Below are 12,986 nucleotides of genomic sequence, written 5' to 3'. Positions count from 1 at the left end.
GAATAATTAACAATAAAAATCTCACACCACCTCCACTTAAAAAAGCACCTTTAAATATGCATTAAACTAAATTTAAAATAACCGCCCTTAACAACCAAATCCATCTTAAACCTTACCAATATTAATATTTATCGATGATTTTAAGCATTATTTGCCTTATACATTAATATATTGGAAACTATGAAAAAGACATGTGTTGCGCGAACGGGATCCAGCCATTAGGCTGCCGCTGCCCCCTATTACAAGGAAGGTATCAATGTTAGAACAGATAACTCAATGGATAGAGCATACCAACAATGAGTTTACACCGCAGAGGCAGAGTTGTTATCAGTTAATGGATAACTTTGCTGATTTTTATCCTACGGCCTTTCTAGATAATGCCTATTTTGTTGTCGTCGACACCCTTCCGAAACCTGACTTCCCAGAGCTTCGCCAACTTGGCCTTGGCACTTTTATCGATATGGATGCCGCTGGTATCACTTATAACAATACCTATTACTTGCAGCCTCATGTGGCAAAAAACCTCCGTGTTCATTTTCACGAGTTAGTGCATGTTGCCCAATGGCAGCACCTTGGTATAGCGCAATTTATTGCCCGCTATATGCAGGAAATTCAAAGTGTCGGGTATATGGATGCGCCATTAGAAAAAATGGCCTACGCCTTAGATAATCACTTTAGCCTAGATGGTGCCCCTTTCGATGTGCCGCGCTATGTAGCCCAGCATCTGTAGTGCGACGACGCAGAGCACACATCGGTAAGTGAAACGCTAGCTTTTTAATAGCACCTCAAAGCTCGTAAAGACGATGGGCATAGAGGGAGTAAACACCTTCTCACTGCCTGCGAATACCCGCTGGTAGTAGTCTTGGTGTTCGCGGCGCCAATACGCCAATGATCCATCGCCTTCGCCTTCTAAAGCAGCGTGAGCCTCAGTTACGGCGGAAAAGCTAAGCACCTCCACCGCACATATGCGGATCACGCACTGTGCGTGCCCCTGCCAATTGGTGACAATATGAATATCTCCAACTTGCGGTAGCGGCTCTGCGGCAGCTTCTAACTCCCACAAACTCGGAGCTGTGGCTTGTTTTCTTCCTTGTAATACCCACCGCGCGCAGGCATTGGCGTCGTGTTCATTATCGCAGAAATGCCAAACACCTTGCAGCCGAGCCTGCGCTCGGGGCTCACCCACAAGCGTATCAAGGTAGCGCCGCCATAGTTCTGTGACCGATGGGTGGGCGCGCTCAGCAACTTCGGTATTCGCTCTTTCGCTCATCACACCTCACTAGGTTAGCGTGCTCACAACCCGCACCTCTGTAAGAATGGAATTGGCAATAAAACATTGGCTATGGGCCTTTTCATGTAGGGCATCTAGCTGCTGCTGTGAAGGAGTCGTGTGGTCGGCAAATTTAACCTCTGGAAACAGGGTTATTTCCGTCATTGCCAATTTACCGGCTTGGTTATTTGCCATCACGCCTTGGGCATGATCATGATAAGCACTGATCTCCAACCCTGCTTTGCTCGCTAAGGCTAAAAACCACAGCATATGGCAGCTGGATACCGAAGCAACGAAGGCCTCTTCGGGGTCCACGTATTCACTGACCGAGTAGGGTATGGGCACCACTTGCGGTGACGACGAGGCCATAACCTCAATTCCGCCATCAAATTGCCAACGATGGCCTCGGCTATACGTGTTATCTAAAAAGCTCTCACCCTGAGAGAGAGACCATATCACCTTAGCTGTGTATTTTGACATGACTGCCCCTATTACTAATTATGTTCGCCAGTACGTTTAATCACTCGTGTTTTCGCTAACATATCATGCAAGCCTTGATTCTTTTTTGAAATAAACAGGGGCAGTAGTAGCACTATATTAAACGAAACTAACATACAAAAGAGTATCGACCTTAAAAACAACTGCCATATCGACGCCTTTTCCTCGCTAAGCTCGTCTACAATAACCAGCTTAAAAATGCGCTTACCAAGGTTAATGTTGAGCGCCCAATAGACAAAAAAGCCAACTGGTACACAAACAAACATCACCAGTTCGACAGCCGGCGGCTCTTTTATAGTGTTGGTAAACAACAACAGCTCGAGCAGGCCAACAAGAGCTGCTACTACGAACGCTGCATCAATAAAAAATGCCGGTATTCTCAGTGCGGCGGTTTTATTGTCTTTCATTATCACTTTCCTTAGTGTGTCATTATTATTTATTATTTTGTCCGTACCCGTTTTATCAGGGTTTGTATATGCTCCACTACCCACTGCGGCTGCTCATGGTGTATAAAGTGGTAACTTTTATCGGTCAGTATCGCCTCTCCTTGTGGGAAGGCTTGAGCCCACTGGCTATGCAGGTCGCCCCACATAGCTCGGCCTTGATCAGTAAATAAAAGCAGTGAGGGCTCTTCATAGGTTTTCACCGAGGCAATAACGGTTACTGGAATATCGGGTATGTCTGGGTAGTCTGGCAATGGCCGCTTGGACCAAAAATCTAAATACTGATTAGACATGCCATTTTTCATATCATCGCGCTTAACTTGCGCGATTTGCCGCTCAGCGGTGGCCAAGTCAATTTGCCGCATAATATCAACGTCATGCTCGGAGGCCGGATCAATAAGCATCAGTGCCGCTATTTTATCGGGGTAACGCGCAGCGAAGGTGCGCGCGATGTACGCACCATAGGAGTGCGCGATATAAACCACCGGCTCAGTAATACCTAATACTTGCAGCAGAGCCAGCGCTTCTTGAGCATACTGCTCTGAGCTATAGTGTTTTTTTACCGCACTGGAGCCACCATTACCGACGCGAGAGTAGCGGATCACGCGGGCATGCTCAGCTAACGCGTAAAAGATAGGTTGCCAATCATCCAGCCCGGCAGAGCCGCCGGCTTCAAGTAGCAAGGTAACATCGCCGCCCCCTGCGATTTCATATTCAACGTCATATGCGCCAATTTTCACTGTGGGGTAGTCGCGCGAACCGGCATAAAGCTGGGCGCTGGTGCAAATAAGTAGCAAGCCCAGCAAGCAGTGAGTGAATCGTTTCATTGTTTCTTCCTTGAGCAGATGGCTTGTTAATCCTGCGCTTCCATGGTTAATAACAGCTCTTTAATATCGTCTTTAGCGCCGCTGATGTGGCGATATAAAAACGCACAGGCATCGTCTACGCGTTGCTCGCGGCACAGTTTAAGTAACTCACGATGCTCTTCCGGTGCAGTATCTAACCCCCCGGCAAGAAGAATATGCATGCGCACGTAACGCTCTGAATTTTTGCTAAATTGCTCAACTAATTCACGGGTTTGCGGGCGCTGCGCACGGCTATATAATTTGGCGTGAAATGCGCTGTTAAGGTGCCCAGTTGCGGCTTGCGTATCCCCTGCTGCCATCGCCGCTTCTAAATCTTGCAATAGCACCTCGGCTTCGCTGAAATCAGCATCGGTGAGCTTAGTTAAAGAATGACGCAGTAGCTCGGCTTCTAACAGTGCCCGTAAGTCAAAAATTTCATCCACCTGAGATGCACTCACCTCGGTTACCGTTGCTCCTTTGTGGGCCTCAAAGTTCACTAACCCCTCAGACTCAAGCTGCAGTAGAGCCTCTCGCACGGGAATACGGCTAACATTGAGCTCTTGTGCCAACGCCGCTTGGCGCAGTGGCGCACCTGATTTTAGCTCGCCAAGTAAGATTTTTTCGCGAATTGCTTCAGCAACTAGTTGGGTACGGGTTTTATGCTCAATTGCCATATAAGAGTGTTGGTAGGTGGTCCATGGAATACAGTATACCACCCTGTATTTATCTTGCGAGTGCTATCTATGTACCTGTTTTACAATTAGAAAAATGCGGACAACAGAGGGAGTGTTGGCCGCATTGGGGGACACTTAAAACGAAAACGTTATCGGCTCAGCGCTGCACACACAGTGGCCGCAAGAACCGCCGCATCGCCTCTAACCCAACCGAGGTCGAACGCACATCGGTGGCAGCCGGGTATGGGCCGCCATGATTCATTGATTGGCACACCTCTACACCGGTAGGCATTTGCCCATAAATCAACCGACCTATTTTATAGCTTAACCGTTCAATAAGCGGCTGATACTGGGCTTGTTCACCAAAAATTGAAGCGGTTAGCTGCCCTTCTAAGGCATCAATAAGGTGCATAAGCTGCTGCTCATCATCGTAACGAACAATAAGGGCTGCCGGGCCGAACACCTCTTGATGCAGCATCGGCGTATTGATAAAACCCTCAGCGCTGCAAGTAAACACCTGCGCTTGCGCGTGGAATGGCGCACTTTTATGACCTTGTGCCAACAATTGTACACCGTTGCATTGGGCTAACGCTTTGGTATCACGCTCATAGGCGTCAATAATACTCGGGCTAAGCAGGGTATCCGATGGCGCATCACCTATATGCTCGCGCACTGCCGCGATAAGCTCATCGCTGCCGTGTGTGGGCACTAACCATAGCCCTGGGCTGGTACAGAACTGGCCATGACCCATCAGCAATGAAGCACACAGCTGTTGCCCTAAAGTACGCGCACTTGCCAGCGCCTGGGGTAAAATAATCTGTGGATTGATAGCGCCAAGCTCACCATAGAAAGGGATCACCTCTTCACGGCTATGTATGGTACTCATTAACGCCTTGGCCACGGTTAAAGAGCCAGTGAAACCCACCGCCTTAATTTGCTTAGCACTGACGAGTTGGTGAGCAATACTATGGTCGGTACCCTGTAACATGGCAAAGGTTCCCTCAGGCATCTGACAGCGGCTTATTGCTTTGGCAATGGCTCGGGTCATCAACTCGCTGGTTCCCGGGTGTGCTGGGTGACTTTTGACTATCACCGGGCAGCCGGCGGCTAACGCCGCTGCGGTGTCTCCCCCGAGAGTTGAAAATGCATAAGGAAAGTTAGAGGCGCCAAAAACCGCCACAGGCCCTAGGGGTAAAAAACGCAAGGTGGTGTCAGGCTTAGGCAACGGGGTACGATTTGGCTCGCCAGCATCGTGATAGTGCAAGTGCAAAGGCGCCAAATTGTCAGCTAAGGCATCAGCAAATGCGCGTAGTTGATTCATCGTCCGCCCACGCTCACCTTGTAACCGAGCCAAGGGCAAATTGGTTTCTAGATGAGTGGTATTGAGTAACTCATCGCCGAGCACTTCAATTTCATCGGCAATAGCATGCAAAAACTCACTGCGCTGCTGATACGAGGTGCCACGATAGGCGATAAAAGCGCGCTCAGCGCTCGCGCAGGTACTCTCTACATCCTGCAAAGAGGCATTGTAAAAGGGTGTAGCCATGTCCTCATTGCGCGCCGGGCAAAAGGCATGAAATACCTGCTGTTGCTCACTTTGCCACTGGCCAGCGATAAAGCTAAGGCCATTCAGGCTTGCTGTGTAGTTCTCCATCTTGGTCTCCTTATAACACTTGAAAGCCGAAGGCGTAGGGGTCGTCGTCATCAACCACTATGCAGTTGTGACCGGTGACGCGGGCCCAGCCCTCGATACTAGGAACAATGGCGGTGCGCCCTGCGATTTCGGTCACCGCCTCGATGCAGCCAATAAACTGGCTGCCGATGTAGCTTTCATGAACAAAGGCTTGCCCGATAGGCAAGCGCCCCTGCGCATATAACTGTGCCATGCGCGCGCTGGTCCCGGTGCCACAGGGCGAACGATCGATGGCCTTGTCACCATAAAACACTGCATTGGCGGCATCGGAGCTGGCCTGTTTGGGCTGTCCGGTCCACAGCACGTGAGAGGCCCCGCGCATGGTGGGGTCTTGCGGGTGGATGCAATCGACTTGGGCGTTGACAATATCGCGGATCAACGGGCTGTAGCGCAGCAAGAACGAAGCATTGCAATGCTCTATGCCAGCAAAATTAGCTTGCGGCTCAACAATGATGTAAAAGTTGCCGCCAAAGCTAATATCCACGCTTAGCGCCCCCAGCTCAGGCACCTCAATAGTAAGTTGCTCAAAGGCCAAAAAGGCAGGCACGTTATAAAGCTTGATTGCTTCGACCTTGTCGCCACTACGACGCACATGAGCATCTACGCGCCCGGCCGGCGTATCTAAGCGCACCCGATGTGGGTCTTGTGGTGTCAGCAGACCATTTTCCAATGCAAATGTCAGGGCGCCTATGGTGCCGTGGCCGCACATAGGCAAACAGCCCGAAGTTTCAATAAATAAAATCGCGGCATCGCCATCTGCTGTGGTCGGCGGATACAAAAAAGCCCCAGACATCATGTCATGCCCGCGCGGCTCGAACATCAGCGCTTGACGGATCCAGTCGTAATGCTGCAAAAAGTGTTGTCGTTTCGCACTCATACTCTGGCCGCGCAGCGGTGGGTGGGCGCTTGTTACCAAGCGCACCGGGTTACCACAGGTATGGCCGTCAATACAGAAAAAGGTCCCCCGGTTCATAGACTAGTCCAGGTTGTACTTGCTTAAGTCGATACGATTGGCAATGGCCGTGTTATAGAGGCGCTCCACTTCAGCTTTTTGTTCTATGGTTAGCGGCAAGCGCGGTGCGCGCGTGCGCTCACTGCCTCGTCCAGCCAGTTGTTCAGCGTATTTAATGCATTGCACTAAGGTGGGGATGGTGTCTAAACGCAGCAGTGGCAAGAACCACTGCCAAAGCTCCCGCGCCTCCTCATAACGCCCCTGCTGAGCCAATTGGTAAATGGCCACAGACTCACGGGGAAAGACATTGGTAAGCCCCGATATCCAACCCGTGGCGCCGAGCATCAAGGACTCAAGAGCAATGTCATCAACACCACCAAACACCACAAAACGCTCACCAAACGCACTAAGCAACTCGGTGATACGGCGTGTATCTTCGGTCGCCTCTTTCACCGAGACGATGTTTGGCTCAAGCGCTAAGGTGTGCATGCCGGCAATAGACACATCGACGCCATAGGTCACCGGGTTGTTGTAAATCATAATAGGTAACTGGGTCGACCTAGCAATACGCTGATAGTGATCAATGGCCTCGCGCTCAGTGCTACGGTACACCATGCCCGGCAATACCATTAACCCATCCACTCCTGCAGCTTGTGCATCGGCGACAAATTCAATAGCAAATTGTGTGGTTGTTTCAGCCACCCCGGTTAATAGCGGCACACGTGTACCAACCACCTCTTTTGCCATCGCCAACACTTGGCGCTTTTCTTCACTGCGCAGCGAGCAGTTTTCACCGACGGTGCCAAGCACAATAATGCCATGCACCCCCTCATTAATAAGGTTATCAATCATCGCTGCGGTGGCTTTAAAGTTGATGCTGTCGTCATCATGGAATTGCGTGGTGACTGCCGGATAAACACCCTGCCAATTAACGTTCATATTAGTTCCTCTGTTGTCGTTATGCTTGCCATCATAGATATATTGTATACAATATTCAACATACAAAATTAACAAACCCTGTGTAAGCCAGCTAAATAAGCCCACTCATAAACGTAATAGTATGAGTTATAAGCAGTTTAATTTTATAAAAAGAAATATCTAAGAGGTGAAAACGAGGAATGCAAAGTCAGGCTCAACATCATGCTGCTAACAACCACGTTGCGGTGCTCGGTGCCGGCGTTATTGGCTTGAGCTGTGCGTATCAATTGCAGCGCCAAGGCTATCAAGTCACCTTGTATGACCCTGAGCCGCCGGGCAGCCAATGCTCTTTTGGCAATGCCGGCCACTTTGCCACCGAACAAGTGTTCCCCATGGCCTGCTCTTCATTACTCCCTAAGCTGCCGAAAATGCTGATCAGCCAGCGCTCTGCCCTGCGTATTGCGCCCACATACCTACCCCAGCTACTACCATGGCTTGCTCGCTTTGGGGCCAATATGATGCCGCATCGTTATCGTCGCCACACTGAAGTCTTGAGCACCTTAAACAGCCATGCCCTTGGCGCCTGGCAGCGCTTACTCGCAAATGATTACCACCAGTACGTACAACACCAGGGTTCGCTGTTAACCTTCGAGAGCACGACAACAAATAAAATAAAAGCCGTGGCTGCGAAGTACTCGCACCAAGGCGTGGACGTATCGATACTCAAGCGTGCTCAGGTCAATGAGCTAGAGCCCGCTTTAACTGCCCATATCGACGGCGCGCTTTATTTTAAAGCCGTGGGCCACAGCACCGACCCTGGCGCATTAAGCCAATACTTATTCAGCCAGTTTTGTGCTTTAGGCGGGCACTACCGCGCCGAGAAAGTCACTTCCTTGACCTGTGCGCATTCACATTGTCGGGTGAGTAGCGCACACAGCCGCGAGCTTTATCGCAAAGCGGTTGTTTGTACCGGCGCATGGAGTAAAGTACTGTGTCAGCAATTAGGCTATGCCCTGCCGCTAGAGGCGGAGCGCGGCTATCATTATCAGTTATCCGAACACCTCGAGCTCAAACGCCCGGTGGCCAGCTTTGAGCGACAGTTTATTATGACGCCCATGAGTGCAGGCCTGCGACTGGCCGGCACGGTTGAATTTGCCGGTTTGCAAGCGCCTGCAAATATGGCGCGCGCTCACGCTCTATTGGCTCATGCGCGGGAGTTGCTGCCGCAACTAGGCACTGAGTTTGACGAGCAGGCCTGTTGGCAAGGGGCGCGGCCCTCTTTGCCAGATTCATTACCGGTCATTGGCGCAGCTCCCAGGCATCCAAGTCTATTGCTGGCACTGGGCCATCAACATTTGGGGTTAACCCAAGCAGCCATCACCAGTGAGTTGATTGCTGCACTCATAAATCAACAACCCACCGCGATGAATATCGATGCCTTGAGCATCGCGCGGTTTCAAGGTAACAGGAGCAAAGCGTTATGAAAGGCATTGGCTATCAAAACCAACAACAAGCCTTAGCACAACTGAGCGATATGACCGGCGATATCAGCGCCATTGAAGAGCACGAATATCGCCAACGCATCGCCAAAGCCCAGGCTTTTATGCAGGAAAATGGCATTGATGCCCTTTATTTAAATGCTGGTACTAACATGACCTATTTCACGGGACTAAAGTGGTATGCCAGTGAGCGCTTGGTGGGCGCGTTACTGCCTGCCCAAGGCGAGCTGGCCTTCGTGGCGCCTTTTTTTGAAATAGGCTCGTTGCGAGATTACCAGGTGATTGATGCCGATATTCATGGTTGGCAAGAAGAGCAAAACCCTTATGCATTGATTGCCGAGGTGCTAAAAGGCATGAGTTGTGGCGACGATGCGGTGCTGGGCATTGACGAAAGCGCGCAATTTTTCATCGCCGATGGTATTACTAAAGCGGCGCCACAATTAACGCTGGTCAATGCTGGCGAAGTCACAGCCCATTGTCGCATGCACAAATCCACTCACGAGCTTGCCCTTATTCAGCGGGCAATGGACATGACCTTAGAAGTGCACAAAGCCACGGCGTCGATGTTACATGAGGGGATCACCACAACTGAGGTCGAGGCATTTATTAATGCAGCGCATAAAAAAGTCGGTGCCAGCGGCAACTACTTTTGCATTGTGCTCTTTGGCCAAGCCACCAGCTTCCCCCACGGAGTGAAAGACCCACAAACACTGAAACAAGGGGATATGGTGCTAATTGATACCGGTTGCCAATTACACGGTTATCTCAGCGATATCACTCGCACCTATGTGTTTGGTGAAGCAAGCGCTCGACAACAAAAGTTTTGGCAGTATGAGAAAAACGCCCAGTTAAAAGCGTTTGCTGCCGCCCAAGTAGGCAACACCTGTGGCGATGTAGATAAAGCCGCGCGCGATTATCTCAGCGCCCAAAGCCTGGGGCCAGACTACCAATTACCTGGTTGCCCCCACCGCACAGGGCACGGCATTGGTTTAGATATCCACGAATGGCCTTATTTAGTCAAAGATAACCCTCAGGTGCTGGCAGAATATATGTGTTTTTCTAATGAGCCAATGCTGGTGGTTCCCGGCGAATTTGGTATCCGCTTAGAAGATCACTTTTACACCACGGCTGAGGGGCCAAAGTGGTTTACTGAGCCAGCACACAGCATTGATAACCCATTTGGGCTATAACCAAGAGGTCGCAGCCGATGTCAAATTGATATCAGCTGCAACCATAACCCCCTAAGTCATTGTGGCTTTTGTTCGACAATAATCGCCACTACGGGGTGGGCACTGAGGTTTGTGACGCGATGGCGCCAAGACGGATGCCACATGACCTCACCATCGGCTACAGTGACCTCTTGCACCCCCTGCTCGGTTTCAATAGCAAGAGTTCCGCCACGCTGAAAATAAACCGTTTCACTGTGATGGCTGTGCCACTTATCTCGTTCATTGGCGGCCAGCGTCATTTTCAAGGTCAATACTTGGTCATTCTCAAACAGCACTTGATACTGCGCTGGCGCAGCGTTATGCGCTGGTATCGCCGCCTTAGCTACTCCTTGCAGGCTTGCCAGCAGTGTCATCATGGCAATAACTAACTGAGTATTCATTTAGCCCACCTCTTTACGCATACCCCGAATGGGGTAGTTATTGTTAACATCACGTATCCATTTGAGGCCACTAACCAAGGTATTGAGCTCGGGGCGTACAAAGGGGTTGTTAGAAATATCCACCACGTGCAAGCGCTGCTGAGCGTTGACCACAAAGAGTCCGGGCTCGGCAAAGGGGTGATCTGTTTCCTCTGGCGAGCGAGGATCCGAGACATACAACCCCAAAGCCCGCATCTGAGCAAGGCTTAAGTTATAGGCAATGGGGAAAGTCACAGTCAACTCCTCAAGGTGTCTTTCAAGTTGTTCTTTGCTATCAGCAGAGACCGCAATAACATCAACCCCCAGACTATGTAGTTGCTCAGTCACGGCCGATAACTGGGTAAGATATTTGCTACACATGGGACAATGTCGACCCCGATAAACCACCACCAACTGCCAGTCATAAGGTGATCGGGTATGACCTAATTGCACTTCAGCGCCCGCCAACGTCGGCACTTTAATAACTGGAAACTCGCTGCCAGCGTGTAACTTTTGCGTATATTCGTTCATGGCGAGCTCCTTAAAAATGTGCTTCTAGGTGATCTTGAAAGCGCGCAAAATCGGCCTCAGGCTGAGCATTTTTCATCACGTCAAAAGCGCTAAATGTCGGCATTGGCGTCATATCAAAGAACTTAAAGTTCATATGCATGGGCATTAATAAATCGTCTATGCTATGACCGTCAAAAAACTCTTCAGGGTCATTAAAGGCTTGTTGCGGCGCATTGGCCGTCACCGACAACATATAACGAGTACCGCCTAAGGTACCGCCACGGCCGTAGTTTTTTTGCGGCGCATCGGCGCTGCGTCCATCGCCATGACACAGTGCTCCGCCCATACCAGCGGTATACACTTCATCCATATACTTTTTGAATGACCAGGGGACCCCCATCCAATTCAAGGGCATTTGCACTAACACGATATCGGCCCATTGGTGCTGTGCTAGCGCAGCTTCCACATCAAACCCTTCTGAGGGTTTGCTTATTTGGATGTTGTAACCTTTGTTTGCTAATAGTGTTTGTGCTTTATCAACAAAGCTTTGGTTGAGATTTCCCGGCGAAAACGGGTAGTGATGGTGTGCATTAATGATCAGTACGTTACTCATATGCAAGGCTCCTAGGTGAATGTTTAACTTTAAAACCACGAGGTTTATAATAGTGACCTAGAAACTAAAAACAATTAGTATACTTTTAGTAACCTAATAAGAAGACGAGGGTCTATCATGCAAAGTTCCGTAAAAACAGATAGTAAGGGCAGAAAAAAAGTGTTGAACGCGTGCACCGAGCCTTGCGCTATTGAAAAAGGGATGCGCCTTATCGGCGGAAAATGGACGGGTTCAGTGATCTATCACTTAAAAGATGAGCCAGTGCGTTTTAATGACTTAGTACGCATGCTAGGCGGAGCCAGTAAAAAGATGATTGATCAGCGCCTTAAAGAGTTAGAAGCCAACAACATGGTTATACGCAAAGTGATCAGCACGCGTCCTGTGGCAGTAACTTATGAGCTTAGCGAGTTTGGCAAGTCAGCCTTGAGTATACTTGAAGAGCTCAGGCAGTGGTCGGAGTCGAATAACCTGCCAAGCTAAACGTTATCGTCTTGCTGTTTCAGCCAAGCTCTCGCCTCATTCATATCGGTAAAAAAGGCCACTTTTTGGGTCGCTAATGCGGGCGTGCGCTGCATCAAAATATGCCTATTCATGGTGCTTTGAATGACAAAGGCTTTGGCTATCAGTGCTTGCGAGTTCAACCAGTCATTGTAATTATCGAGGGTTTGATAAGCTTCTGGTGTGCCTCCTTCGAACCCCGTGTTATCAATTAACATTGAGAACTTCGCACCGTCAAAACCCGCAACAAGCGCTTTTACTTTACGTGCATATTCTTGTACGCCGAGCGCGTTAAAGCTGCCAATAAAGCGCGCCTCTATTACCCTATCCTGGGCGCTAACTTGCGATGTACCATGGGACAAACTTGTCATTATTATATTATTTGCCAATGAAACCTGAGCAATTATTAACACTCTTTTCATAGATAAACAATGACTCAGATCACTGCTCCAACCATTGCCCCAACATATATGTCTTTTTGCCGAGGTGTATACTAGCGCATCGGAGGAATTGAATAAGTCCCCACCGCATGAGCAACAGGTTCAGTGTGTGTATCCGAGCGTAAAGTAACTTCTCCCACAATAAGTTTACTACCCACCTTGATAAGTTGGCACGTCGCAATAACATCCTTCTCAGCTTCAGGTTTGGACAAAAAGTTAATGTTGAGGTTCGTGGTCACTGCGTGAGCGACAATACCAAGCTCCGCAAAGATCGCGGCATAAAGGGCTGCGTCTACTAGTGCCATCATAAAAGGGCCGGAAACACTGCCACCGGGGCGCAAATCTGCTTTATTTACCGCCCTACGTAGTTGCGCCTGTTTAGGACCTACACGCTCAACAACAATATTTGAGCCGGGAAACTCATTGTCAAAAAACCTTTGTATTTGTGCTGCTGTTACCATCATTTAACCTACTTCACACACCCCAAATTAGCGGGTGATTCAATT

Annotated in this window: 17 protein-coding genes; 4 read left to right on the top strand and 13 right to left on the bottom strand. The window is 49.6% G+C overall.

What is annotated here, in order from left to right; all coding sequences use genetic code 11:
• Positions 1 to 256: 256 nt before the first annotated feature.
• Positions 257 to 730 carry a hypothetical protein gene (locus tag MHM94_RS02480; RefSeq protein ID WP_235418687.1) on the top strand — a complete coding sequence of 158 codons (474 nt, stop codon included), beginning with the start codon at positions 257 to 259 and terminating at the stop codon, positions 728 to 730.
• 36 nt (positions 731 to 766) lie between these two features.
• On the opposite strand, the gene MHM94_RS02475 is transcribed toward MHM94_RS02480, so the two are convergent.
• The 8 genes from MHM94_RS02475 to MHM94_RS02440 all read right to left on the bottom strand — a co-directional run bounded on the left by MHM94_RS02475 (position 767) and on the right by MHM94_RS02440 (position 7,314).
• Positions 767 to 1,270, bottom strand: a complete 504-nt coding sequence (locus MHM94_RS02475; RefSeq protein WP_235418685.1) for an ASCH domain-containing protein — start codon at positions 1,268 to 1,270, stop codon at positions 767 to 769.
• A gap of 9 nt (positions 1,271 to 1,279) precedes the next feature.
• Positions 1,280 to 1,750, bottom strand: a complete 471-nt coding sequence (locus MHM94_RS02470) for an OsmC family protein (protein ID WP_235418684.1) — start codon at positions 1,748 to 1,750, stop codon at positions 1,280 to 1,282.
• 14 nt (positions 1,751 to 1,764) lie between these two features.
• A complete protein-coding gene (locus MHM94_RS02465) occupies positions 1,765 to 2,175 on the bottom strand; it encodes an RDD family protein (RefSeq protein ID WP_235418683.1) in 411 nt (136 codons plus the stop codon).
• Between the two features lie 32 nt (positions 2,176 to 2,207).
• Complete coding sequence (locus MHM94_RS02460) at positions 2,208 to 3,038, bottom strand: alpha/beta fold hydrolase (RefSeq protein WP_130145865.1); 831 nt, start codon at positions 3,036 to 3,038, stop codon at positions 2,208 to 2,210.
• Between the two features lie 26 nt (positions 3,039 to 3,064).
• The gene (locus MHM94_RS02455; protein ID WP_138590036.1) at positions 3,065 to 3,730 is read right to left on the bottom strand and encodes a GntR family transcriptional regulator; all 666 of its coding nucleotides are present in this window, start codon (positions 3,728 to 3,730) and stop codon (positions 3,065 to 3,067) included.
• Between the two features lie 157 nt (positions 3,731 to 3,887).
• Positions 3,888 to 5,384 carry an aldehyde dehydrogenase (NADP(+)) gene (locus MHM94_RS02450; protein ID WP_235418682.1) on the bottom strand — a complete coding sequence of 499 codons (1,497 nt, stop codon included), beginning with the start codon at positions 5,382 to 5,384 and terminating at the stop codon, positions 3,888 to 3,890.
• Positions 5,385 to 5,394: 10 nt separating this feature from the next.
• A complete protein-coding gene (locus MHM94_RS02445; protein WP_235418680.1) occupies positions 5,395 to 6,396 on the bottom strand; it encodes a 4-hydroxyproline epimerase in 1,002 nt (333 codons plus the stop codon).
• 3 nt (positions 6,397 to 6,399) lie between these two features.
• A complete protein-coding gene (locus MHM94_RS02440; protein ID WP_235418678.1) occupies positions 6,400 to 7,314 on the bottom strand; it encodes a dihydrodipicolinate synthase family protein in 915 nt (304 codons plus the stop codon).
• Positions 7,315 to 7,493: 179 nt separating this feature from the next.
• On the opposite strand from MHM94_RS02440, the gene MHM94_RS02435 reads away from it, so the two are divergent.
• Entirely contained in the window at positions 7,494 to 8,777 is a 1,284-nt protein-coding gene (locus tag MHM94_RS02435; protein ID WP_235418676.1) for an FAD-binding oxidoreductase, read from the top strand.
• A complete protein-coding gene (locus tag MHM94_RS02430) occupies positions 8,774 to 9,982 on the top strand; it encodes a Xaa-Pro peptidase family protein (protein ID WP_275439912.1) in 1,209 nt (402 codons plus the stop codon). Before MHM94_RS02435 ends, MHM94_RS02430 begins: the two co-directional genes overlap by 4 nt.
• 56 nt (positions 9,983 to 10,038) lie before the next feature.
• Here the strand turns inward: MHM94_RS02430 and MHM94_RS02425 are convergent, their stop codons facing one another.
• Genes MHM94_RS02425 through MHM94_RS02415 form a run of 3 tightly spaced genes read right to left on the bottom strand, consistent with a single transcriptional unit; the run spans position 10,039 to position 11,542 of the window.
• Positions 10,039 to 10,401, bottom strand: a complete 363-nt coding sequence (locus MHM94_RS02425; protein WP_235418673.1) for a hypothetical protein — start codon at positions 10,399 to 10,401, stop codon at positions 10,039 to 10,041.
• Positions 10,402 to 10,950 carry a redoxin domain-containing protein gene (locus MHM94_RS02420; protein WP_045978925.1) on the bottom strand — a complete coding sequence of 183 codons (549 nt, stop codon included), beginning with the start codon at positions 10,948 to 10,950 and terminating at the stop codon, positions 10,402 to 10,404. It lies immediately after the preceding gene.
• A gap of 10 nt (positions 10,951 to 10,960) precedes the next feature.
• Positions 10,961 to 11,542, bottom strand: coding sequence for an NAD(P)H-dependent oxidoreductase (locus MHM94_RS02415; protein WP_151173976.1), 582 nt, complete (start codon positions 11,540 to 11,542; stop codon positions 10,961 to 10,963).
• A 117-nt stretch (positions 11,543 to 11,659) separates the two neighbouring features.
• Here MHM94_RS02415 and MHM94_RS02410 point away from each other — a divergent pair, with 117 nt between their 5' ends.
• Positions 11,660 to 12,022: a helix-turn-helix domain-containing protein gene (locus MHM94_RS02410; RefSeq protein ID WP_022945478.1), complete on the top strand. Its 363-nt coding sequence runs from the start codon at positions 11,660 to 11,662 to the stop codon at positions 12,020 to 12,022.
• On the opposite strand, the gene MHM94_RS02405 is transcribed toward MHM94_RS02410, so the two are convergent.
• Positions 12,019 to 12,411, bottom strand: coding sequence for an STAS/SEC14 domain-containing protein (locus MHM94_RS02405; RefSeq protein ID WP_235418672.1), 393 nt, complete (start codon positions 12,409 to 12,411; stop codon positions 12,019 to 12,021). The genes MHM94_RS02410 and MHM94_RS02405 overlap by 4 nt on opposite strands.
• A 122-nt stretch (positions 12,412 to 12,533) precedes the next feature.
• A complete protein-coding gene (locus MHM94_RS02400) occupies positions 12,534 to 12,944 on the bottom strand; it encodes a PaaI family thioesterase (RefSeq protein WP_026111189.1) in 411 nt (136 codons plus the stop codon).
• Positions 12,945 to 12,986 lie beyond the last annotated feature (42 nt).

The sequence above is a fragment of the Pseudoalteromonas sp. CNAT2-18.1 genome, assembly GCF_022347865.1.
GTDB classification, from domain to species: Bacteria; Pseudomonadota; Gammaproteobacteria; order Enterobacterales; family Alteromonadaceae; genus Pseudoalteromonas; species Pseudoalteromonas ruthenica.
This window is presented reverse-complemented; position numbering and strand designations above follow the sequence as displayed.

What these genes read in the sequence shown, in the direction of transcription:
- MHM94_RS02445 (WP_235418680.1), bottom strand. Translation starts at nt 6,396, where the DNA reads ATGAACCGGGGGACCTTTTTCTGTATTGACGGCCATACCTGTGGTAAC.
- MHM94_RS02470 (WP_235418684.1), bottom strand. Translation starts at nt 1,750, where the DNA reads ATGTCAAAATACACAGCTAAGGTGATATGGTCTCTCTCTCAGGGTGAG.
- MHM94_RS02440 (WP_235418678.1), bottom strand. Translation starts at nt 7,314, where the DNA reads ATGAACGTTAATTGGCAGGGTGTTTATCCGGCAGTCACCACGCAATTC.
- MHM94_RS02425 (WP_235418673.1), bottom strand. Translation starts at nt 10,401, where the DNA reads ATGAATACTCAGTTAGTTATTGCCATGATGACACTGCTGGCAAGCCTG.
- MHM94_RS02465 (WP_235418683.1), bottom strand. Translation starts at nt 2,175, where the DNA reads ATGAAAGACAATAAAACCGCCGCACTGAGAATACCGGCATTTTTTATT.
- MHM94_RS02430 (WP_275439912.1), top strand. Translation starts at nt 8,774, where the DNA reads ATGAAAGGCATTGGCTATCAAAACCAACAACAAGCCTTAGCACAACTG.
- MHM94_RS02415 (WP_151173976.1), bottom strand. Translation starts at nt 11,542, where the DNA reads ATGAGTAACGTACTGATCATTAATGCACACCATCACTACCCGTTTTCG.
- MHM94_RS02455 (WP_138590036.1), bottom strand. Translation starts at nt 3,730, where the DNA reads ATGGCAATTGAGCATAAAACCCGTACCCAACTAGTTGCTGAAGCAATT.
- MHM94_RS02400 (WP_026111189.1), bottom strand. Translation starts at nt 12,944, where the DNA reads ATGATGGTAACAGCAGCACAAATACAAAGGTTTTTTGACAATGAGTTT.
- MHM94_RS02475 (WP_235418685.1), bottom strand. Translation starts at nt 1,270, where the DNA reads ATGAGCGAAAGAGCGAATACCGAAGTTGCTGAGCGCGCCCACCCATCG.
- MHM94_RS02460 (WP_130145865.1), bottom strand. Translation starts at nt 3,038, where the DNA reads ATGAAACGATTCACTCACTGCTTGCTGGGCTTGCTACTTATTTGCACC.
- MHM94_RS02410 (WP_022945478.1), top strand. Translation starts at nt 11,660, where the DNA reads ATGCAAAGTTCCGTAAAAACAGATAGTAAGGGCAGAAAAAAAGTGTTG.
- MHM94_RS02450 (WP_235418682.1), bottom strand. Translation starts at nt 5,384, where the DNA reads ATGGAGAACTACACAGCAAGCCTGAATGGCCTTAGCTTTATCGCTGGC.
- MHM94_RS02405 (WP_235418672.1), bottom strand. Translation starts at nt 12,411, where the DNA reads ATGACAAGTTTGTCCCATGGTACATCGCAAGTTAGCGCCCAGGATAGG.
- MHM94_RS02480 (WP_235418687.1), top strand. Translation starts at nt 257, where the DNA reads ATGTTAGAACAGATAACTCAATGGATAGAGCATACCAACAATGAGTTT.
- MHM94_RS02435 (WP_235418676.1), top strand. Translation starts at nt 7,494, where the DNA reads ATGCAAAGTCAGGCTCAACATCATGCTGCTAACAACCACGTTGCGGTG.
- MHM94_RS02420 (WP_045978925.1), bottom strand. Translation starts at nt 10,950, where the DNA reads ATGAACGAATATACGCAAAAGTTACACGCTGGCAGCGAGTTTCCAGTT.